At 68.6% G+C, this 21,260-nt stretch carries 21 protein-coding genes; 8 read left to right on the forward strand and 13 right to left on the reverse strand.

The window, feature by feature from the left end; translation table 11 throughout:
- Positions 1-24: 24 nt before the first annotated feature.
- The 6 genes from M1M07_RS08125 to M1M07_RS08150 form a co-directional block, all read right to left on the reverse strand.
- On the reverse strand, positions 25-930 hold the full coding sequence (locus M1M07_RS08125; protein ID WP_197252612.1) for a decaprenyl-phosphate phosphoribosyltransferase: 906 nt from the start codon (positions 928-930) through the stop codon (positions 25-27).
- On the reverse strand, positions 927-1,484 hold the full coding sequence (locus M1M07_RS08130) for a phosphatase PAP2 family protein (RefSeq protein WP_231610686.1): 558 nt from the start codon (positions 1,482-1,484) through the stop codon (positions 927-929). Before M1M07_RS08130 ends, M1M07_RS08125 begins: the two co-directional genes overlap by 4 nt.
- Positions 1,471-3,399 carry a glycosyltransferase gene (locus M1M07_RS08135; protein WP_307846243.1) on the reverse strand — a complete coding sequence of 643 codons (1,929 nt, stop codon included), beginning with the start codon at positions 3,397-3,399 and terminating at the stop codon, positions 1,471-1,473. Before M1M07_RS08135 ends, M1M07_RS08130 begins: the two co-directional genes overlap by 14 nt.
- 2 nt (positions 3,400-3,401) lie before the next feature.
- Complete coding sequence (gene glf / locus M1M07_RS08140; protein WP_248673824.1) at positions 3,402-4,622, reverse strand: UDP-galactopyranose mutase; 1,221 nt, start codon at positions 4,620-4,622, stop codon at positions 3,402-3,404.
- 71 nt (positions 4,623-4,693) lie between these two features.
- A complete protein-coding gene (locus M1M07_RS08145) occupies positions 4,694-5,470 on the reverse strand; it encodes a MerR family transcriptional regulator (protein WP_248673825.1) in 777 nt (258 codons plus the stop codon).
- A 137-nt stretch (positions 5,471-5,607) separates the two neighbouring features.
- Positions 5,608-7,164: a SpoIID/LytB domain-containing protein gene (locus tag M1M07_RS08150; RefSeq protein WP_248673826.1), complete on the reverse strand. Its 1,557-nt coding sequence runs from the start codon at positions 7,162-7,164 to the stop codon at positions 5,608-5,610.
- Between the two features lie 309 nt (positions 7,165-7,473).
- Here M1M07_RS08150 and M1M07_RS08155 point away from each other — a divergent pair, with 309 nt between their 5' ends.
- Positions 7,474-9,513 carry an N-acetylmuramoyl-L-alanine amidase gene (locus M1M07_RS08155; RefSeq protein ID WP_248673827.1) on the forward strand — a complete coding sequence of 680 codons (2,040 nt, stop codon included), beginning with the start codon at positions 7,474-7,476 and terminating at the stop codon, positions 9,511-9,513.
- Between the two features lie 10 nt (positions 9,514-9,523).
- On the opposite strand, the gene M1M07_RS08160 is transcribed toward M1M07_RS08155, so the two are convergent.
- Positions 9,524-10,348 carry an HAD family hydrolase gene (locus tag M1M07_RS08160; RefSeq protein WP_248673828.1) on the reverse strand — a complete coding sequence of 275 codons (825 nt, stop codon included), beginning with the start codon at positions 10,346-10,348 and terminating at the stop codon, positions 9,524-9,526.
- 4 nt (positions 10,349-10,352) lie between these two features.
- Positions 10,353-11,156 (reverse strand): lysophospholipid acyltransferase family protein, encoded by an 804-nt coding sequence (locus tag M1M07_RS08165; protein WP_197250642.1) that lies wholly within the window; start codon positions 11,154-11,156, stop codon positions 10,353-10,355.
- Between the two features lie 155 nt (positions 11,157-11,311).
- Here M1M07_RS08165 and M1M07_RS08170 point away from each other — a divergent pair, with 155 nt between their 5' ends.
- Entirely contained in the window at positions 11,312-12,862 is a 1,551-nt protein-coding gene (locus M1M07_RS08170) for a Rieske 2Fe-2S domain-containing protein (RefSeq protein WP_248673829.1), read from the forward strand.
- Between the two features lie 21 nt (positions 12,863-12,883).
- On the opposite strand, the gene M1M07_RS08175 is transcribed toward M1M07_RS08170, so the two are convergent.
- Positions 12,884-14,074, reverse strand: a complete 1,191-nt coding sequence (locus M1M07_RS08175; protein ID WP_197250640.1) for an MFS transporter — start codon at positions 14,072-14,074, stop codon at positions 12,884-12,886.
- 91 nt (positions 14,075-14,165) lie between these two features.
- Here M1M07_RS08175 and M1M07_RS08180 point away from each other — a divergent pair, with 91 nt between their 5' ends.
- The gene (locus tag M1M07_RS08180) at positions 14,166-14,648 is read left to right on the forward strand and encodes a PaaI family thioesterase (RefSeq protein WP_248673830.1); all 483 of its coding nucleotides are present in this window, start codon (positions 14,166-14,168) and stop codon (positions 14,646-14,648) included.
- Positions 14,649-14,781: 133 nt separating this feature from the next.
- Here the strand turns inward: M1M07_RS08180 and serS are convergent, their stop codons facing one another.
- Positions 14,782-16,044, reverse strand: coding sequence for a serine--tRNA ligase (gene serS, locus M1M07_RS08185; protein WP_248673831.1), 1,263 nt, complete (start codon positions 16,042-16,044; stop codon positions 14,782-14,784).
- A gap of 11 nt (positions 16,045-16,055) precedes the next feature.
- A complete protein-coding gene (locus tag M1M07_RS08190; RefSeq protein WP_197250643.1) occupies positions 16,056-16,400 on the reverse strand; it encodes an ankyrin repeat domain-containing protein in 345 nt (114 codons plus the stop codon).
- Between the two features lie 96 nt (positions 16,401-16,496).
- Here M1M07_RS08190 and M1M07_RS08195 point away from each other — a divergent pair, with 96 nt between their 5' ends.
- Entirely contained in the window at positions 16,497-17,576 is a 1,080-nt protein-coding gene (locus tag M1M07_RS08195) for a septum formation family protein (RefSeq protein WP_197250637.1), read from the forward strand.
- Complete coding sequence (locus M1M07_RS08200) at positions 17,573-17,923, forward strand: metallopeptidase family protein (protein ID WP_197250636.1); 351 nt, start codon at positions 17,573-17,575, stop codon at positions 17,921-17,923. Before M1M07_RS08195 ends, M1M07_RS08200 begins: the two co-directional genes overlap by 4 nt.
- A gap of 75 nt (positions 17,924-17,998) precedes the next feature.
- Here the strand turns inward: M1M07_RS08200 and M1M07_RS32690 are convergent, their stop codons facing one another.
- Entirely contained in the window at positions 17,999-18,127 is a 129-nt protein-coding gene (locus tag M1M07_RS32690) for a hypothetical protein (RefSeq protein ID WP_269437518.1), read from the reverse strand.
- A gap of 173 nt (positions 18,128-18,300) precedes the next feature.
- Between M1M07_RS32690 and M1M07_RS08205 the strand changes: the two genes are divergently transcribed.
- Together M1M07_RS08205 and M1M07_RS08210 are read left to right on the forward strand one after the other, a co-directional pair.
- The gene (locus M1M07_RS08205) at positions 18,301-18,702 is read left to right on the forward strand and encodes a nuclear transport factor 2 family protein (RefSeq protein WP_248673832.1); all 402 of its coding nucleotides are present in this window, start codon (positions 18,301-18,303) and stop codon (positions 18,700-18,702) included.
- Positions 18,703-18,742: 40 nt separating this feature from the next.
- Positions 18,743-19,720 (forward strand): nitronate monooxygenase family protein, encoded by a 978-nt coding sequence (locus M1M07_RS08210; protein WP_197250634.1) that lies wholly within the window; start codon positions 18,743-18,745, stop codon positions 19,718-19,720.
- Between the two features lie 59 nt (positions 19,721-19,779).
- Here M1M07_RS08210 and M1M07_RS08215 read toward each other — a convergent pair whose 3' ends face one another.
- Complete coding sequence (locus M1M07_RS08215; protein WP_197250633.1) at positions 19,780-20,067, reverse strand: putative quinol monooxygenase; 288 nt, start codon at positions 20,065-20,067, stop codon at positions 19,780-19,782.
- 130 nt (positions 20,068-20,197) lie between these two features.
- Between M1M07_RS08215 and M1M07_RS08220 the strand changes: the two genes are divergently transcribed.
- Positions 20,198-21,259 carry a phosphotransferase family protein gene (locus M1M07_RS08220; protein ID WP_248673833.1) on the forward strand — a complete coding sequence of 354 codons (1,062 nt, stop codon included), beginning with the start codon at positions 20,198-20,200 and terminating at the stop codon, positions 21,257-21,259.
- Position 21,260 lies beyond the last annotated feature (1 nt).

The raw sequence follows: 21,260 nt of genomic DNA on the forward strand, positions 1-21,260 counted from the left end.
GACGACTCGACGTCTGCAGCGACGTCAGAAGAGGTAGACAGCACCACCGACCACCACGATCCACACGATCGCGAGCAACTGCAGAACCCGGTCGCCGAGAGCGATTTCCTCCGGCTCCCCCGCCTCGCCGCCGTCGACGTCGACCGCGTACCGCAGGATCGCGATCACGAACGGGATCATCGAGATGGCGAACCAGTTCGACTCGGCCACCATGTCGCGCTCGAACGCCCACAGGCCGTAGCAGATGACGACCGCGGTCGCCGACAGCGTCCACACGAACCGCAGGTAGGTCTCGGTGTAGTACTCGAGCGACTTGCGGATCTTCGCGCCGGTCTTGTTGGCCAGCCGCAGCTCCGCGTACCGCTTACCGGCCGCCATGAACAGCGACCCGAACGCCATGATCAGCAGGAACCACTGCGACAGCGGGATCCCCGCCGCGACACCACCGGCGATCGCGCGGATCAGGAAGCCGGACGAGACGATGCAGATGTCGAGCACGGCCTGGTGCTTGAGCCCGAAGCAGTATGCGAGCTGGATGCCGATGTACACGGCCATCACGACCGCGAGCTGCCAGTTCGCCAGGAACGAGAGCGCGATCGACCCGACCAGCAGCACCGTGGCCAGCCCGAACGCCAGGTTGACCGGGACGACACCCGCCGCGATCGGCCGGAACCGCTTGGTCGGGTGGGCCCGGTCGGCCTCGACGTCCATCGCGTCGTTGACCAGGTAGATACCCGAGGCCGCCATGCAGAACACGACGAACGCCAGCGCGACGGGCCCGAGGACGTCGAGTTCGGTGGCCGAACCCGCGGCGAGCGGCGCGGCGAGCACCAGTACGTTCTTGACCCACTGGCGCGGCCGGACGGCCTTGACGATGCCCGCAGGCAGGTTCTGGGGCGGCCGGGTGACGGTGGCCGGTTCCTCGCTCATCGTTCTCCAAACTTCTTTTCTGCCCGCACGACCGCGGCGGCCGAAACGGCGCCGAGGGCGGCGCCGGCCAGGACATCCGTCGGGTAGTGCACACCGAGGACGAGTCGCGACAGCAACATCGGCGGGACGAGTACCGCGGGCAAGGGTAGCCCGGTCAGGCGGCCGAGCAGGACCGCGGCCGCGGTTGTCGAGGTGGCGTGCGACGACGGGAAGCTCAATCGGCTCGGCGTCGACACGTTCACCGCGACCGTCGGATCGTCGGGCCGCGGCCGGCGCACGATGCGCTTGACCACGATCGACGCCGCGTGCGCACCGACCGCTCCGACCGCGACACCCGCCCACTGCCGGCGACGACGACGGTCGACGAGTGCGCCGACACCACCGATCGCGGCCCAGCCGAGGGCGTGCTCACCGAAGTGCGACATGCTGCGGGCGATCGCGATTGCCTGCGGCCGGGAACCGACGGTGGCCTGCACGGCCTGCAGGATCCGGATCTCCGACTCGGTGGTCGTCCAGGCGTCGGTCTTCCGGGCAGCTCGATCACTGCTCGACAGCGAAGACACGCTCCCACTCCTCCTTGCTCGTCAGGGCAGGAACCGCATCCTGGTACTGCTTCTTCAGCTCCGGGAACCGTCGTGCCAGTTCGCGCCGCAGTCGCAGCGCCTCGGACAACAGTGCCCCGGCCTGCGCTCGGTCGCGCTTACGGTAGACGACGCCGCGCCCATCCGCGGTGGTGACGGTCACACCGTCGACCTGCGACAGCAGGAACCAGCGGGCATCGATCGTCGGAACGTTCATCTGAGGCTGCTCGTGATGCGTCTCGGCGGCCGGACGCAGGTTGTGCGCGACGCCCTTCGCGAGCCGCGACAGCTTCCCGATCGGTCCGCGCGGCTGCCCGACCGCACCCACCCCGGCACCCGACGGCAACGGCAGCTCCGTCGACGACGGCAGCACCCGCGCGTCGGAGAAGTTCTTCCGCAGCGCGTGCACCTGGCCGAGGGCGGTCGGGAGCAGCTCGAAGAGCCTGTCCGGTCCGGCGAGGAAGTCCTCGATGGCCTTGTTCTGGATCGCGACGGTCGAGTATTCGAGGCACACGAGGTGCTTGATCGTCGCCTTGACCGTGTCGAGCACCAGGCCGCGGCCGTCGCCGGGCATGTGCAGCGCCGCCACGACGAGCCGGTTGCGCAGGTGGAAGTACGCCTGCCAGTCGATCGCGTCGTCCTTGTCGGACCAGGCCATGTGCCAGATCGCGGCACCGGGCATCGTCACCGTCGGGTAGCCGGCGGCGCGCGCCCGCAGCCCGTACTCGGCGTCGTCCCACTTGATGAACAGCGGCAGCGGCTGGCCGATCTCCTCCGCGACGACGCGCGGGATCATGCACATCCACCAGCCGTTGAAGTCGACGTCGATGCGGCGGTGCAGCAGCTTCGAGTTCTCGCGGTCGCGCAGCGGCTTCGCCGCGAAGTCGTGGTCGTATTCGACGTTCGGGGCGGCCGACCACATGAAGATCGACCGGTTCACGACCTCGCCCATCGTGTGCAGGTGACTGCGCTCTTGCAGATTGAGCATCTGGCCGCCGACGAGCATCGGGGACTTCGCGAACCGCGACAGGGCCAGCGCGCGCAGCACCGAGTCCGGTTCGATCTCGATGTCGTCGTCCATGAAGAGGATGTAAGGAGAATCGGTGGTCTTCAACGCCTCGTACATGATGCGGCTGTAGCCACCGGAACCACCGAGATTGGCCTGGTCGTGGATGACCAGCCGGTCGCCGAACGGCGCGGCGGCCTCGGCGAAGTCGTCCTCGTCGCGGACCTTGCGGGTGCCCTGGTCGGGGATGATCACGGCGTCGACGACGTCCATGACCAGCGGATCCGACGCGAGCGCCCGCAGCGCCTTCACGCAGTCGGCGGGACGGTTGAACGTCGGGATGCCGACGGCGACCGACGCCTTGCCGGGCGCCTCGACCGGCGCGTACCAACCGGCGGAGACGAGCGTGACGTCGGTGTCGGTGGTGATGTCGAACCAGATCCAGCCGCCATCCTCGAACGGGCCGAGGTCCGTCTCGAGTTCGACGATCGTCGCGGCGTCACCGGCAGCGGTGAACTCACGGCCCTGCACGTGGATGCGGCTCGAGTCGGCCTTGCTGCGATAGACGTCGACCCGGCCGTGCCCGGACAGTTCGAGGCGCAGCACGACGGACCCGAGCGTGCTCCAGCGTCGCCAGTAGCTCGCCGGAAACGCGTTGAAGTAGGTGCACAACGAGACCTCGGACTCCGCGCCGATGTTCAGCGTGGTCCGGCTCCGGGCGTGCGCGCGACGCGCGTTGGTCGGCGATTCCTCCAGGTAGAGGGTGCGCACGTCGAGCGGCTCACCGGGTCGCGGAAGGATGATGCGCTGCAGCAGCGACTTGCCGAGCAAATTGTCCGGGCTCACGGTGTTCCCCTGCACGTTCTCCTCGAGTTCCCCCACGCTCACGATGCGTCCCCCGAGACCGGCACACCGGATTCGAAGAACGGAACGAGGGTGTTGTCGAACATGCTCAGCGCGCTGGCGATCGCCATGTGCATGTCCAGGTACTGGTAGGTACCCAGGCGGCCACCGAACAGCACATTGTTCTGCGCGGCCTCCTGCTTGGCGAGGTCGCGGTAGGCGGTGAGCTTCGCGCGGTCCTCCGGCGTGTTGATCGGGTAGTACGGTTCGTCGTCGTCACCGGCGAACCGCGAGTACTCGCGCATGATCACGGTCTTGTCGGTCGGGTACGTGTCCCGCTCCGGGTGGAAGTGCCGGAACTCGTGGATGCGGGTGTAGGGGACGTCCGCGTCGTTGTAGTTCATGACCGGCGTGCCCTGGAAGTCGCCGGTGGGCAGCACCTCGGTCTCGAAATCGAGGGTGCGCCAGCCGAGTTTGCCCTCGGCGTAGTCGAAGTAGCGGTCCAGCGGACCGGTGTAGACGACGGGGGCGTCCGGGCTGGCGGCGCGGATCTCGTCGCGCACCTCGAACCAGTCGGTGTTCAGCCGGACCTCGATCCGCTCGTCCTTCGCCATGTTCTCGAGCCACGCGGTGTAGCCCTCGACGGGCAGACCCTCGTAGGTGTCGTTGAAGTAGCGGTTGTCGAAGTTGTACCGGACCGGCAGGCGGGTGATGTTGCCGGCGGGCAGGTCCTTCGGGTCGGTCTGCCACTGCTTGGCGGTGTAGTCCCGCACGAACGCCTCGTAGAGGGGACGGCCGATCAGGGAGATCGCCTTCTCCTCGAGATTCTTCGCCTGCGACGAGTCGATCTCGGCCGACTGCTCCTTGATCAGGGCGCGGGCCTCGTCGGGCGTGAAGTAGCGGCCGAAGAACTGCGAGACCAGACCCAGGCCCATCGGGAACTGGTAGGCCTGGCCCTTGTGCATCGCGAAGACGCGGTGCTGGTAGTTGGTGAACTCGGTGAACTGGTTCACGTAGTCCCAGACCCGCTTGTTCGACGTGTGGAACAGGTGGGCGCCGTACTTGTGGACCTCGATACCCGTCTCGGGTTCGGGCTCCGAATAGGCGTTGCCACCGAGGTGGTGGCGACGCTCGACGACCAGTACTCGCTTCCCGAGCTGCGTTGCGGCGCGCTCGGCGATCGTCAGTCCGAAAAATCCGGATCCGACGACGATCAGGTCGTGGTCACCGGTGGAGGGCTGGGGCGCTGATGCAGCAGTCACGGAAGACCAGGGTAGGCGACCGCTGTCCTCGTGCGTGTTTCCGGTAGCCGCAGCTACCGGAAACACGCACGTCAGGCGAGCAGTGCGCGCAGCGCCGCACGGACGAATTCGGCTCCGGCGGTGCCGCCGTAGTTCGCCGCGAACCGTTCGTCGGCGACGTACATGTCGGCCAGTCCCAGCACGTAGTCGCGGTCGGGTTCGGTCTTGCCGTAGCCCGGCGTCCCCGGAATCGATCCGAGCCACTCGACGTGCCGTCGCGCGAGCTCGAGTCCGCGGTCGCCGGCCGGGTCGAGACCGGCCTGCACGGCGGCCGTCCAGTCGGCGCCGAGCCTCGCCGCGACCGCCTGCCAGTCGCGACGTTGCTCGTCCGTCATCTCCCGCCACCAGCGGTCGCTGCTGTCGTAGGCGTCGCGGCCCCACCGTTCGATCACTTCGTCGCGGTACTGCGTGTGGTCGAAACCGTCGAACATTTCCTCTGCCATCAGTTCCTCACCTGCCTCCGTCTTGCGGATGGTCGTGCGCACCGCCTCGATGCGGCGCCCCAGTTGGCGCTGCTCGAGTTCGAGCAGCTCGAGGTGGGTGCGCAACGCCTCGGTGGTGTCGGCCTGCCCGGCGATCACCTCGCGGATCGCGGGCAGGCCGAGGCCGAGTTCCCGCAGCAGCAGGATGCGTTGCAGCTGCACCAGCGCGTCGCGGTCGTAGAACCGCATGCCGTTCGCCCCTGTCCGGCTCGGCGGGAGCACGCCCACGTCGCCGTAGTGCCGCAGGGTTCGGCTGGTGACCCCGGCCGCGCGGGCCAGTTCCTGAATGGACCATTCACGCTGTGTCGTCTGTTCACGCTGTGTCACGGCGTTCCCTTCCTCGTGACATCCAGCGTGCATCTTGACGTTGCGTCAATGTCAACAGCGAGAACCGGACGACGAAAACGGCCGCCGGCGGGTGGAACCCGTCGGCGGCCGCCTCGTCCCCGTGATGGGTGGCTGTGTTATTCGGCGCTACCGGTTCCCGGCAGCCACTGCCGCAGGATGGAGGCGTCGAACACCTGGGCCCCGAACTCCGGTGTCCACAGGATGACCCCGTTGGTGAAGACCTGGAACTTGCCGCGCTCGTCGGGCAGCATCAGCTCGGGTCCGACGGGAGAACCGAGTTCGCCCGAGACCCCGCCCAGCTCGTTGTACTTCTCCTGGATCGCCGGGCTCTGGTCGGTGCCGAACGGCGTGATGGCGACCTCCGGGCCCGTCTCGGGGGCCGGGGTGCTCGGCGGGACGGTCGATTCCGCGCCCTCGTTGACGGTGAACCAGTCGGACCGCAGCCCCAGCTTGGCGCGGGCCTCGGCGCCCGTGGTCTCGATGCTGCGGTCGGAGCCGACGACCCGGACCCGGGTGACGCGACCACCGTCGGCACCGAGGTTGTTGCGGGTCAGCACCTCGAAGTTCTGCAGTTCCCCGACTCCGAACGCGTTGCCGATCTCGCCGGCGGTGAGGGTCTTGGCCCACTGCTGGTTCGGTGCCACCTTGTCGCCGAGGTCCTCGACGGACGGGAAGTCGCCGCCCGCGCTGTAGCCGCCGGTCGACGCCGAGAACTCGGTGCGCACGACCTTGCCGTCCCGCATCAGCACCATGCCGCGGGTGGTGCGCACGGCATCGTCGGTGCGCGGGTCCTCCTTCGCCGATCCGCCGTAGACCTGGCAGCTCTGCGTGTCGCAGGTCTGCCACTTCTCGTGGCGCTGCTCGGCGAGGGCATAGGAGCGGGCCGCGATGGCCTGGGCGCGCAGCGCCTCGGCGCCGCCGGTGTCGGCCCAGCCGGGCAGCGACTCGACGGGCACGACCGCGCGCAGGTAGTCCTCGACGGAGAGCCGGTTGACGGTGCGGGCGGCGTTGCCGTCGAGCACCACCCCGATGGCGCCGCGGTAGGAAGTGCCGTCGGCGCACAGCTTGAGGTGTTCGTTCGCGGGCCGGTCCTCAGCGAGGTCGACGGGGTCGACCCAGGGCAGATCGGCGCGGCCCTGCCACCGCACCTCACCGGAGCAGCCGGCGGTGACGACGACGTCGGCGCCGCCGTCCGCGGTCGGCGTCAGGTGCGCGGCATCACCGGGCCCGACCTGCTGACCTGCGACGACGAGCCCGGCGTCGGAGAACACCGCGAGGGGAACGTCGTCCTGGCCGACGAGTCGCACGGCGATCGGCGTGACGTCGGCGGTGCCGAGCGTGGTGCCGCCGTAGTAGTGCCCGACGATCCGTTCCGCGGTCCACCCGTCCTGCGCGTATCCGTAGGCACCCCACTGGCCCATGCCGCGGCCGTGGCCGTGGCCGTAACCGGTGAACGTGAACGGGGTGTCGGCGGAGACGGCCTGCTCGACCGTGGGTGCGCCGGACCGCACGTGCACGATGCCGCCGATCGTGGCGCCGATCAGGAGTGCGGGCGCGAGACCGAGCGTGGCGGCACGCGCGACCGCGGGCTTCCAACCGCTGCGCAGGGGCCGACCGACGATGATGCGACTTCTGCGGATTCGTCCCCTGCGGCGGTTCGGCTGTCGTGACATGCGCTGCGCTCCCTCGTTGTCTCACTCCGGGGTGCCGCGCGAACGGACAGTTCGCACGATCGGACTCGAACAAATCCTCAAGCTCAGGTTGAGGCTTAAGGTTTACTGCGACTAGTGTTGCAAGAGTGACTGAACAAGGCAACAACAGACACACCAGTCACATGAGAATCACAAGTTGCACAAAATGAGACCGAAATGCCTCAGGGAGTCGGGCTTGTAACGGAGTATTCGGTCCGTTGAGACCTGCCCCCGAACAACCGACACAGGAACGCCGAACACGAACGCAGAACACACAAGGGGAGAGCAACAGTGCCGCATCGCCGCCCGAAGCCGTCGATCGTCCTGGGTGCCGTCGCAGCCCTTGCGGTGGCCACGCCGTTCGCCGTGTCCGGCCTGACGAACGGAACGTCCGACGTCCGCACCGCGAACGAGACCACGGATGCGATCGCCGCGATCGCACCGCAGATCGCCGAGGTCGTCCTCGCGAACGCGCCCGACGTCGTCATTCCGCTCCAGGATCTGACCGGACTCAACCTTCCGGACCTCAGCATCAAGGAACTCGTCGAGGGTCTGCCCGCCATCACGCCCGCACCGAACCCCGACGCGACCGGGCTCGTCGATCGCATCGGCGCCACGGTCAAGGAGATCACCCGCGACAGCCCGTTCAGCATGGTCGCGCTGGCCGCGCGCGACGTGGCGGCAACCGACGCCCTGATCCGCTCCCGGAACGAGGACGGCAGCTGGAGCCCGTGGACGGCCACCGAGCCGATCGAGTCGACCCGGCGGGACAACGTCGCCGACAGCCGCGGCGGAACCGAACCGATCTATGTCGGTCTCACGCGCGCGGTGCAGGTGCTGCTCACGCCGCGTCCGGGACCCGAACCGACGCTCGCGGGCGCCGAGGCCCCCGCACCCGCCGAAGCTCCCGCGCCTGCCGAAGTTCCCGTGGCCGCACCTCAGGATCCGGCCCCCGAGCTCGGGTACGTCCCGGCGTCGTCGTCGCGTCCGCTGCGCGCGCAGGAGCCTGCCGCCGCGCCCACCGACGATGTCACCGCGGTGCTCATCAACCCGGGCAGCGGTGCCGCCGATGCGTACCTCTCGGACGTCGCCGAGCCCATCGCGGGGAGCGGACTGAAGGTCATCACCCGCGCCCAGTGGGGTGCCGACGAGTCGCTGCGCTGCGACGAACCCACCTACGACGACTCCCTCGGCGGTGCCACCGTCCACCACACGGCCGGCAGCAACGACTACTCGAAGGCCGAGTCCGCCGAGATCGTCCGGGCCATCTACGCGTACCACGCGCAGACCCTCGGCTGGTGCGACGTCGGCTACAACGTGATCGTCGACCGCTACGGGCAGATCTTCGAAGGCCGCGCCGGCGGTCTCGACCGTCCGGTCCAGGGCGCTCACGCCGGTGGGTTCAACGAGAACACCATGGGTATCGCCATGATGGGCGACTTCTCGAGCGTGACGCCCCCGCAGGTGACGCTGGACGCGGTCGGCAAGTTCCTCGGGTGGCGGCTGAAGAAGGCCGGTCTGGATCCCAAGGGCCGCACCACCATGTACTCGGAGGGCACGTCGTTCACGCCCTACCCGCAGGGAGCCGCGGTCGATCTGCCGATCATCTTCGCGCACCGCGACGTCGGCAGCACCAGCTGCCCGGGCGACGCCGGATACGCCCAGATGAGCAAGATCCGCGACATCGCCGCCGCCGCGGCGGCCGGAACCGGACTGTCGGTGCCGTCGAAGCCGTCGTCGCCGTCGACTTCCGAGCCCGACACCGCCGTGCTCGCAGGTGACAGCTCGACCCCGATCCCGCCGAACTCCGCCGGAGCCCCGTCGACCGGATCCGCGGACAACGCGCAGGGCCTGATCACCGAGCTGCTGCGGCTGACCGACAACTCCCCGCTCGCGCAGAAGTGGATCGCCGAGGGCGGCGAACTCGGCCGACTGGGCGCCGCGCTCACGGGTGTCCTGCTGGCGAAGGGCGGATTCGAGCACGCGGAGTTCGTCAACGGTGCGATCTACACCTCACCGAACGGCGGGGTGTGGACGGTGCTCGGCGAGATCTACAAGGCGTGGAAGCAGTACGGGCTCGACGAGGGCGAACTCGGCCTGCCGATCAGCGACGAATACCGGGTACCGGACGGCTGGCGCTCGGACTTCGAGAACGGGTCGCTGATCTTCAACGAGATCACCGGCGCCGTGACGAAGGTGCTGCGCGCCTACAACGACGCCTACGAGGAGTCGCTGCGGACCGCTCCCCCGGTCGAGGCAGCGTCTGCGAATGCGGCACCCGCCCCGGAAGCGGCCCCGGCGCCCGAGCCGGCACCGGCTCCCGCTCCCTGAGCGAAGAAGTTCACGGCCGCCACCAGCGCTCGAGGACACGGGCAACCCCGTCCTCGGCGTTGGTGGCGGTCACTTCGTCTGCGGCGGCCTTCGCGTCGGGATGGGCGTTCTCGACCGCCACCCCGTACCGGGCCATCGTGAGCATCGGAATGTCGTTGGGCATGTCCCCGAACGCCACGATGCCGTCCTCGGGCACCCCGAGCAGCTCGGCCGCCGCCCGGAGACCCGACGCCTTCGTCACGCCCGACGCCGAGATCTCGATCAGGCCGTTGTCCGTCGAATAGGTCACGTCCACCAGGCCCGCGAGCGCGGGCACGAGCGCGTCGGCCATCTCCCGGCTCGTCGCCGTCGCCATCCGGATGAGCAGCTTGATGGCGGGCTCGGCGATCACCTCGTGCTCGGCGAGCTCGGTGTTGTCCGGGTTCAACCACGCATGTTCGTAACCCGGGGCACTGACGAACTGGGGGCTCGCCGCGTCGTGAGCGCTCGCCGCGACCCGCTCGGCGGCCAGCCCGGCACCGGGCAACGCGAGGCGGGCGACGTCCGCGATCCACGCCAGCTCCTCGGCGGACAGCAGCGTCGTGTGGAGAACGCGGTCGGTCGCACTGTCGTAGATCACCGCGCCGTTCGCGCACACCGACAGCGGGGCGTATCCGAGTTCCTCGACGACCGGAGGAATCCACCGCGGCGGCCGGCCCGTGGCCAGCACGAACGGCGTCCCCGACTCCACGACCGCGTGCACGGCGGCACGGGTCCGCTCCGACACGCGGTTCGCGTCGTCGATCAGGGTGCCGTCGACATCGGTGGCGACGAGGCTCGGAACGGGAGAACTCACCAAGTCACTGTCCCGGAGTCCCGGAGTCGGTGCCCGGTCCGGCCGCGCGGCCTTCCCGTTCGGCGCGTTCGCGTTCCTTGCGGGCGCGACGTTCCGCGGCGACGCGGGCGTCCTCGGCGTCGGCCTCCTCGCGACCGGGCGCCGATCCGCCGAGCCGGCGCGGCACCCAGTAGGCACCCGGCTCGTGCTCGTAGCCCTGCTGCACCTCGTGCAGCATCTTCTCCATCACCGCGTGCAGTTCCGCGGTGGTCTCCGAGGCCGGTTCGTGCGGGACGACGGGGGCACCGACCTTAATGACGATCGGCGTGTTGGTGCGGCCCAGACGCTTGGGATGCCCCTTCGTCCACACGCGCTGCGAGCCCCAGATGATCATCGGCACGATCGGCACACCCGCCTCGAGCGCCATGCGCGCGGCACCGGACCGGAAGTCCTTCAGCTCGAAGCTGCGGCTGATCGTCTCCTCGGGGAACACGCCGACGAGTTCCCCGGAGCGGAGCGCCTCAACCGCGCGGCGGTAGGACTCGCCGGCGTCGCCGCGGTCGACGGGGATGTGCTTCATCGCGCGCATCATCGGGCCGGAGATCTTGTTGTCGAACACCTCCTTCTTCGCCATGAAGCGGATGTACCGCTTGGTGGCGCGCGCCGGGATGCCCGCGTAGGTGAAGTCCATGTATCCGGTGTGGTTCATCGCGATGACCGCGCCGCCGGTCGCCGGGATGTGTTCCTCCCCGGTGATGGTGAACTTCAGGCCCTGCGCAGCGAAGAGCGTGCGCGCCACGCCGATGATGGTCCGGTAGAAGGGTTCCACGACGGCCAGAGTAGCCGGAACCGCCGGATCTGCACCGACCACGACACCCGAATCGACCCCGCCCGGGACAGTGCCGAACTGCCTGGCCGAAGTGAGCCGAACGGCGCCGCCTACCCTGGTAGGCACGCCGGTCGCCAGTTCAGGAGGGCAACGTAGTGCAGATCACCAGCGTCGGACACGCCGGGTTCCACATCCAGACCGAGGCGGGATCGATCCTGTGCGACCCGTGGGTCAACCCCGCGTACTTCGCATCGTGGGTGCCCTTCCCGGACAACACGCAGCTCGACTGGGACACCCTCGGCGATGTCGACTACCTGTACGTTTCGCACCTGCACAAGGACCACTTCGACCCGGGAACGCTGAGCAAGCACGTCAGCAAGGACGCGACCGTGCTGCTGCCGGACTACCCGGTGCCGGACCTCAAGCGTGAGCTCGAAGCGCTCGGTTTCACGAAGTTCTTCGAGACCACCGACTCCGTCAAGCACACCGTGACCGGACCCAAGGGCTCGCTCGACGTCATGATCATCGCGCTGCGCGCGCCCGCCGACGGCCCGATCGGCGACTCCGGTCTCGTGGTGTCCGACGGCACGACGACCGTCTTCAACATGAACGACGCGCGGCCGATCGACATGGATCCGATGCTCGAGGCGTTCGGGCACATCGACATCCACCTGCTGCAGTACTCCGGTGCCATCTGGTACCCGATGGTCTACGACATCCCGGCCGGCACGAAGCGCAACTTCGGCAAGCAGAAGCGCCAGCGCGGCATGGACCGCTGCCGCTCCTACATCGAGCAGGTCGGGGCGACGTGGATCGTGCCGTCCGCGGGCCCCCCGGTGTTCCTCGATCCCGAGCTGCGCGACCTCAACGACGACCACGGCGACGTCGGCAACATCTTCCCGGACCAGCAGGTGTTCCTCGAGCAGCTGCGGATCCACGGCCGCGACGGCGGCCTGCTGATGATTCCGGGTTCGGTCGTGGATCTGACCGGCAGCGATCGGATGACCCTCACGCATCCGATCCCGGACGAGCAGGTCGATCGGATCTTCACCGACAAGGCCGCCTACATCGAGGAGATGGCGCAGCGGTTCGCGCCGATCATCGAGGCCGAGAAGGCGACGTGGGCGCCGGCCGAGGGCGAGCCGCTGATCGGGGCGCTCAAGGCGAAGTTCGAGCCGATCATGGCGCAGTCCGATCTGATCTGCGACGGCATCGGGTATCCGGTCGGGCTCGTGATGGGTGACGAGACCGTCGTGCTCGACTTCCCGAAGCGGGTCGTCCGCGAACCGATCGAGGGCGAGGGCAAGTACCGCTACGGCTTCCGCATCGCGCCGGAACTCGTGCGCACCGTGCTGCGCGACGACGAGCCGGACTGGGTCAACACCATCTTCCTGTCCACCCGGTTCACGGCGTGGCGCGTGGGCGGCTACAACGAGTTCCTCTACACGTTCTTCAAGTGCCTGACCGACGAGCGCATCGCGTACGCGGACGGCTGGTTCGCCGAGGCACACGACGATTCGGCGTCGATCGAGATCGGGGGCTACGAGGTCCAGCGTCGCTGCCCGCACCTGAAGGCCGACCTGTCGAAGTTCGGTGTCGTCGACGGCACCACTCTGACCTGCAACCTGCACGGCTGGCAGTGGGACCTCGAGACGGGCCGCTGCAAGACGTCCAAGGGCCACGAGCTGCGCTGCACCAAGCTCTGATCCTGTCCCGCCCCTGCCCCGTCACCCGGCGGGGCGGGGGCGGTGGGGCAGCATGTGCGGTGCCGCGACCGCGGTCAGCAGCACCGGCACCGCGACCGCGGCGACGAGGATCGACAGCGACAGCCACGCGGACCCCACCGCGAAGCCCGCGAACAGGGCGAGCGACGCGACCTCGCTGGTCAGACCGGCCACCGACGTGACGGTCGCGCGCGCCGATCCGGACATCGCGTCCTGCATCCGCACCTCGGCGACGATCCCCGCGTTGTGCAGGATGCCGTATCCGATGCCGATCGCGACGAATCCCGCGACTCCCCCGGCGACCGCCCCGACCGCGAGCAGCGCCGCGGCCGCGCACAGCACGACGGCCATGGTCCGCCCGGTCATGACGGCGGTCCGTCCGGCGACCGCGGCCCCGACGATCTGCCCGACGACCGTGATCGACACCAGCAGCGGCGCCTGCGCGGTCGACGCACCGCCGTCACGGGCGAGCAGGCCGAAGTACTCCTCGAGCGCCAGGAACGACATCAGCACTGCCGTGAGCAGCACCGCCCGCCGGACGACCACGTCGGTGCGGATCTCGTGCGTCCCGGCGCGCAGCACCCCCACGTAGCGCGCGACGAAGGTGCCACCGTCGTCCGGTGCAGGTTCGGTGCTGTCGACCCGAACCGTCCGGGGTGCCGGCGGGAGCGTGAACACCAGCAGGCCGTCGACGACGGTGATCGCGATCGAAACCCACCCGACCAGCCCGTAACCGCCAAGGGCGTAGAGCGGACCGGCCGACGCGGTCGCGACGAACACGCTGGTCACCTCGGCGGAGTTCACGTACCCCTGGACGGTCGCGTACCGGTCCCGCGCGCCGAGTGCCGCCAGTTCCTCGTACAGCAACGCCTCGAACGTGCCGGACTTCATGGACTCGGCCAGCCCCCACAACGCGAAGCCGGCCGCGAAGCCCCAGTAGCTCGGCACCAGCATCCACAGGGTGAACGACGCGGTGAGAAGGACGGCGCTACCGAACAGCAGGGTCCGGCGCGGCACGATGTCGGCCCACGCCCCGGACGGCACCTCGGTCACGAACGCCGCGATGGACCACACCGCGAACAGCGAGGAGATCTGTGCCGTCGACAGGCCGTTGTCCTCGAACAGCAGGCCGTACACGCCGTAGAGCGGCACCAGTTCGCGCGTCGCGGAATACGCGACGGCGCGGACGGTCAACGATGTGGTCGGTGCAAGTCAACATCGACGGGACATGCACAGAATCGTCCCACCTCGGCGCCGCCTCATCCAGTGATTTACGGTCGACGTTGTGACCGATCGCAAACGCACCTACACGTGGGACGACCCCGCCCCCACCTCGGCTGCCAATCGTGACATGCACGGCCTCGACTTCCTGCGCGGACTCATCGACGGCAGCATCCCGCACCACCCGACCTCGCGCACGCTCGGCTTCACGGTCACGGATGCGCGCGAGGGATTCGCCGAGGTGACGCTGGAGGTGCAGGAGTTCCACTGCAACGCCGTGGGCAGCGTGCACGGCGGGGTCGTCGCGACACTGTTCGACACCGCGATGGGCTTCTCCGTGGCGAGCACCCTCGCCCCGGGCGTCGGCTACACCACCCTCGACCTGCAGGTGCGCTACCTGCGGGCGGTGCAGCCGGGACACCTCATCCGGGTGCAGGGCTTCTGCGAGCATTCGGGACGCCGGACCGCGACGTCGCGCGGCGAGGCCCGTGACGAGCAGGGCAGGCTCGTGGCGAGCGGTTCGACCACCTGCATGATCCTGGGCTGACCCGGAGGGCCACCCCAGTTCGTACCCCACCTTCGACCGAGCGAGTGGCACACCCGGTCGGTCGAAGGAGACGAGGGATACATTCGCTCGCCCAAGGCGGCCGGCACGTCGGCTCGCCGAAGGCGGCGCGACCTCAGCCGATCGGCTCGAGCACCTCACGCCCGACGAACGGAACGAGCGCTGCCGGCACCTTCACGGAGCCGTCGGCCTGCTGGTGGTTCTCGAGGATCGCGACGAGCCAGCGCGTGGTGGCGAGGGTGCCGTTGAGGGTCGCGGCGATCTGCGGCTTGCCGTTCTCGTCCCGGTAGCGGACACCGAGGCGGCGGGCCTGGAAGGTCGTGCAGTTCGACGTCGACGACAGTTCGCGGTAGCGCTCCTGCGTCGGCACCCACGCCTCGCAGTCGAACTTGCGGGCGGCGGACGAACCGAGGTCGCCGCCGGCGACGTCGATGACCCGGTAGGGCACGTCGATCGCGGCGAGCATCTCGCGTTCCCACGCCAGCAGGCGCTGGTGCTCGTCGGTGGCGTCCTCGGGCTTGCAGTAGACGAACATCTCCACCTTGTCGAACTGGTGGACGCGGATGATGCCGCGGGTGTCCTTGCCGTAGCTGCCCGCTTCGCGGCGGAAGCACGACGACCAGCCGGCGTACCGCTTCGGGCCCGCGGACAGGTCGAGGATCTCGCCCGAGTGGTAGCCGGCGAGAGGCACCTCGGAGGTGCCGACGAGGTACAGGTCGTCCTCTTCGAGGTGGTACACCTCGTCGGCGTGCTGACCGAGGAACCCGGTGCCCTGCATGATCTCGGGACGCACGAGCACCGGCGGGATCATCATCGTGAAGCCGTTGGCGGTGGCCTTCTGCGCGGCGAGCTGCAGCATCCCGAGCTGCAGCAACGCGCCGTAGCCGGTGAGGAAGTAGAAGCGCGCGCCGGACACCTTCGCGCCGCGTTCCATGTCGATCAGGCCCAGCGACTCGCCGAGCGTCAGGTGGTCCTTCGGCTCGAAGTCGAAGGTGGGCAGTTCACCGACGGTCTCGAGGGTGACGAAGTCGTCCTCACCGCCGGCCGGGGCACCTTCCTGCACGATGTTGGAGATCGCCAGGTGCGCGCGGTCGAGGGCTTCCTGCGCGGCGTGCTGCTCGGCCTCGAGCTCCTTGACCTTCGCGGCGAGTTCCTTCGCTCCGGCGAGCAGGGCGGGGCGTTCCTCGGGGGACGCCTGACCGACCTTCTTACCCAGCGCCTTCTGCTCGGCGCGGATGTTGTCGCCGGCGAGCACCGCGGCGCGGCGGGTCTCGTCGGCCTCCAGCAGGGCGTCGACGAGACCGGGGTCCTCACCTCGGGTGCGCTGCGAGGCACGGACGGCATCGGGATTCTCGCGGAGGAACTTGAGGTCGATCACGAGAGGGAAGCCTACCGGTGCCAGAGTTGCTGGTAGTCGTCCCTCCCGAACATCCGCGCGGCATCGTCCGCGGTGGGATAGCCGACGTAGGGGTCCGCACCGGCCGCCACGAGCGCCCGCACCACCTCTTCCGCCCCCTTGAACACCGCGCCCGCGAGGGGCGACTGCCCGCGATCGTTGAGCCGGTCGACGTCGGCACCCCGCTCGATCAGGAGATTCACGGCCCCGGGATGCGCGTGATAGGCGGCGAGCATGAGCAGGGTGTCGCCGGTGCCGTTGGTGAGATTCACCGGGCCGCCCGCATCGAGAAAGGCGGCGAGCGTGTCCGCGTCACCGGCCCGCGCCGCGTCGAACATCCGCTGGGCGATTTCCTGGACTTCGGGATCGATCGGATCGTCCGTCACGAACACCGAAATTACTCCCCACACCGGCGCCAGGCATGATGGATGACGATGGCCGAGGAGAAAGAACAGCAGTCCACGCGGCGCCCGCCGTCCGCGAAGCTGACCCGTCGCGCACCGTCAGCGCAGCTGACCCGTCGCGCATTGATACTGGTCGCCGCGGGCGCGGTTCTCGCCGCCGTCGCGACCGCCGTGTTCGCCGGGTTCGGCGACTCCGACGACGAGACCCCCACGGGCAGCGCGCTGCGCACGACCGGGGCGGTGGCCGGTGAAGCGTTCGGTACCGCGGTCGCCGGGGACTGCCTGACCTGGTCGGCGATCGACGCCAGCGATCTGGAGAAGGTCGACTGCGAACAGACCCACCTGTTCGAGGTGGTCGAGGACATCGACCTGAGCGTGTTCCCGGGCGCGGAGTGGGGTCCGGGCTCGCGATTCCCGTCGGTCCTGCGGTTCACGGAACTGCGCGACGAACATTGCGCGCCCGCCGCCATGGATTACCTGCAGGGGCGTTTCGACCCGCACGGCAAGTTCAGCGTCGGCCTCATCAATCCGGGCGAAGCGGGCTGGGAAGCCGGCGAACGCACCCTGCGCTGCGGGCTGCAGTTCTCGTCGACGACCGGCAATCTGCTGCCGATCGAGGGTCGCGTCGCCGATCAGGACCAGTCCCGCGCGTGGGAGGTCGGCACCTGCATCGGCATCAACAACGGGGTGCCCGCCGATCCGGTGGACTGCGCGCAACCGCACGCGTTCGAGGTCGCCGCGGTGGTGGACATGTCCGCCCAGTTCCCCGGCGGGGTGCCGAGCACGGAGGACCAGGACAAGTACCTCGAGACGACGTGCACCGAGACCACCAACGCCTACCTGGGCGATCCGGAGGCACTGCGCAACAAGACGCTGACGCTGTTCTGGGACAACCTGGACTTCGACAGCTGGCTCGCGGGCAGCCGCAAGGTGAACTGCTCGGTCGGCAAGCAGGTCGACGGGGGTGGATTCGCGTCGATCACCGGTTCGGCGAAGGGCGACATCCTGATCGACGGCCAGCCGCCGGTCCCGCCGCCGCCGGTGCCGGAGGGGCGGTCGCTGCCGACCCCGCTGCCGGGTGCGGCTCCGCTCCCGGGCGGCACGCGATGAGTGTCCGGATGGACGAGGAACGCTTCGAGGAACTGGTCTCCGAGGCGTTGGACCTGATTCCGCAGCAGCTCGCCGAGGCGATCGACAACGTGGTGGTGCTCGTCGATGCGCGGCACGACGAGGAGCCGGACCTGCTGGGCCTCTACCACGGGATTGCGCTGACGGAACGCGACTCGCACTATGCCGGGTCGCTGCCGGACACGATCACCGTCTACCGGGACGCGATCCTCGACATCTGCGAGTCCGAGGACGATGTGGTGCACGAAGTGGCGGTCACCGTGATCCACGAGATAGCGCACTACTTCGGAATCGAGGAGGACCGCCTCCACGAACTGGGCTGGGGCTGACCGGACCGGCCGCCCCAGCGCGTGTTCTACAAGCCTGTTGTTCTACGAGCCTTGCTGTTCTACAAGCTCAGCGCGTCACTTGTTGCGCTGCATGAAGTGCGGGTTGACCGTCGAGATCCACAGCAGTGCCAGCGATCCCAAGATCACCTGCAGCACCACGATGATCACCACAGCCACGCCCACGATTTCGAGAATGTCACCCATGCCGTAGGACCTTACATTGTCGGGTCTCCGGCCCCTCGGGCTGCACTCGCGAACGGCCCTTCGAGGACCGACCATCGACCCGCTCCCCGCGACCCTGATGAACGGTCACCATTGACTGTTTAACGGTGAGGGCCCTACGCTCGGCAGCATCCCGCGACCGAGAGGCGACCACCGTGACGAACACCGAGCGCCCTGCTGTTGTCGAACGTTGGCACCGCGTGACCGAGACGAAGGACCTCGCCGCGCTCGACGCGCTGATCGCCGACGACGCCGTCTTCCGGTCTCCCGTCGTCTTCACCCCGCAGGAAGGCAAGGCCGCGACGCTCGCCTACCTCCGTGCGGCGGTGACCGTGTTCGGCGACGGCACCGGATTCCACTTCGTCGGCGAGTGGTACGCCCCGAACTCGGCGGTGCTCGAGTTCGTCGCCGATCTCGACGGGGTCCAGGTCAACGGGGTGGACATGATCGAGTGGGACGAACACGACCGCATCACCCGATTCACGGTCATGGTCCGCCCGATCAAGGGCCTGCAGGCACTGATCCCCCGCATGGCCGCCCAACTCGGCCAAGCCTGACCCCCGACCCTCAAAATCTCGGACCCCCAGGAGAAACTCGATGAGTCTGCCGCCCGTCCTTCGCGACCGTCTGCGTCTGCCCGTCGTCGCGTCACCGATGTTCATCGTGTCCAACCCGGACCTGGTGATCGCGCAGTGCAAGGCAGGGATCGTCGGTTCGTTCCCGACGCTCAACGCGCGCCCACAGTCGCAGCTGCGCGAATGGCTGATGCGGATCACCGAGGAACTGGCCAAGCACGACGCCAACAATCCCGATTCGCCGGCGGCCCCGTTCGCGGTGAATCTCATCGTCCACAAGTCGAACGACCGGCTCGCCGAGGACCTCGCGACCGTCGTCGAGTTCGAGGTGCCGATCGTCATCACCTCGCTCGGCGCCCGGCAGGACGTCAACGACGCCGTGCACTCCTACGGCGGCATCGTGCTGCACGACGTCATCGACAACCGGTTCGCGAAGAAGGCGATCGAGAAGGGCGCGGACGGTCTGATCGCGGTCGCCGCCGGGGCGGGCGGTCACGCCGGCACCCAGTCGCCGTTCGCGCTGATCCAGGAGATCCGCACCTGGTTCGACGGTCCGCTGCTGCTGTCCGGGTCGATCGCGCACGGCAACTCGATCCTGGCCGCGCAGGCCGCCGGCGCCGACCTCGCGTACGTCGGCTCGGCGTTCATCGCGACCACCGAGGCCAACGCGTCGGACGCCTACAAGCAGATGCTGGTCGATTCGACCGCGTCCGACATCGTCTACACGAACCTGTTCAGCGGCGTTCACGCCAACTACCTGCGCGGCAGCATCGCCGCGGCGGGCATGGACCCGGACAATCTCGAGACCTCGGATCCGTCGAAGATGAACCTGGGGGCCGAGACCGCCACGGACGGCGGCGCGCGCGGTCCGAAGGCGTGGCGGGACATCTGGGGCGCCGGGCACGGCGTCGGATCGATCGAGGCCGTCACGTCCGTCGCGGATGTCGTCGACCGCTTCCGCGCCGAATACGCCGACGCTCGCGCGCGCCTGGCCCTGTAAACGCCGGAAGAAGACAGACCGCGGGCGTGGGACGGTGACGTCCCACGCCCGCGTGACTGTCAGAGTTCGTTGTAGTGCGTGAGTTTCGGCGCACCGGCCAGCAGCGGACCGAGATCGGTGATCGCTCCGGGGCCGGCGCGGAACTTGCGGTAGGCGGTGTCGTGCTCCTCCGACTGCCACTTCTCGACGATGACCCAGCGGGCCTCGTTGCCCTTGTCGACCAGGATCTCGATGCCGAGGCAGCCGTCGAATTCACGCGTCTCGCCGAGCACCCGCTCCATGACCTTCTTCGCGTCGTCGAGGGCGTCGGGCTTGAACTCGAGTTCCAGCAGGGCAGTGAGTGACATGTTCATCCTTTTCGGGGAGAGTGTGTCCGGTGTCACCGGTTTACCCAACAATTACCGAAGACCTTTGCTCACGCAATGGGTCTGCCCGCTTTTTCCCACTACGTGGCGCGCGGCCGCTAAGGTCACGGCGATGAGCGACACCACGACCGATTCGCCACTGGCCGGTGACGAGATCACCGCGCTCGACGACTGGATGAGCGCCCGCGGCTTCGGACCCGGCCCGGTCACCGACCTCGAGCAGCTGACCGGCGGAACCCAGAACCTGATGGTCCGGTTCACCCGCGGCGACCGCTCGTTCGTGGTGCGGCGCGGCCCGCGCCATCTGCGACCGCGCACGAACGACGTGCTGCGCCGGGAGATGCGGATACTGGACGCCCTGTCCGGCACCGACGTTCCGCATCCGCGTCTGATCGCGGCGTGCCCCGAGGAGGACGTCTGGCCCGGTGCCGCGTTCTACCTCGTCGAACCGGTCGACGGCTTCAACGCGTTCGTGGCGCTACCCGAACCGCACGCCTCCGATCCGGAGATCCGGCACCGAATGGGCCTGTCGATGATCGACGCCCTCGCGACCCTCGCGTCCGTCGACCACACCGCCATCGGCCTGGGCGATTTCGGGCACCCGGAGGGTTTCGTCGAACGGCAGGTCCCCCGGTGGCTGCGCGAACTCGAGTCCTACGCCGCGCTCGACGGGTATCCAGGTGAACCGCTGCCGGGTGTCGACGCGATCGCGGACTGGCTGGCACGGTCGGTGCCGCAGCGGTGGACACCGGGAATTCTGCACGGCGACTACCACATCGGCAATGTGATGTTCTCGCCGTCGTCACCGGAGGTCGCGGCGATCCTCGACTGGGAGATGTGCACGATCGGCGACCCGTTGCTCGACCTCGGCTGGCTCCTCGCGACCTGGCCGGAGCACGGCAACGACGAGAGCACGATCGGCGGTGCCCTCGGCGACGCGGGCGGTCTCGCGACGCGCGAAGAGCTCGTCGAACGTTATGCGGCGCAATCGGATCGGGATCTCTCCGCTCTCGACTGGTATGTGGTGCTGGCGTGTTTCAAACTCGGCATCATCCTCGAGGGCACCTACGCGCGGGCATTCGCGGGCAAGGCCGACACCGAGGTCGGGCAGCGGTTGCATGCGACGACGCTGAGTCTGTTCCGCCGCGCTCTCGAACGGATCGGGCAGGGCTGAA

This window comes from Rhodococcus sp. HM1, from assembly GCF_023218075.1.
Lineage (GTDB): Bacteria > Actinomycetota > Actinomycetes > Mycobacteriales > Mycobacteriaceae > Rhodococcus.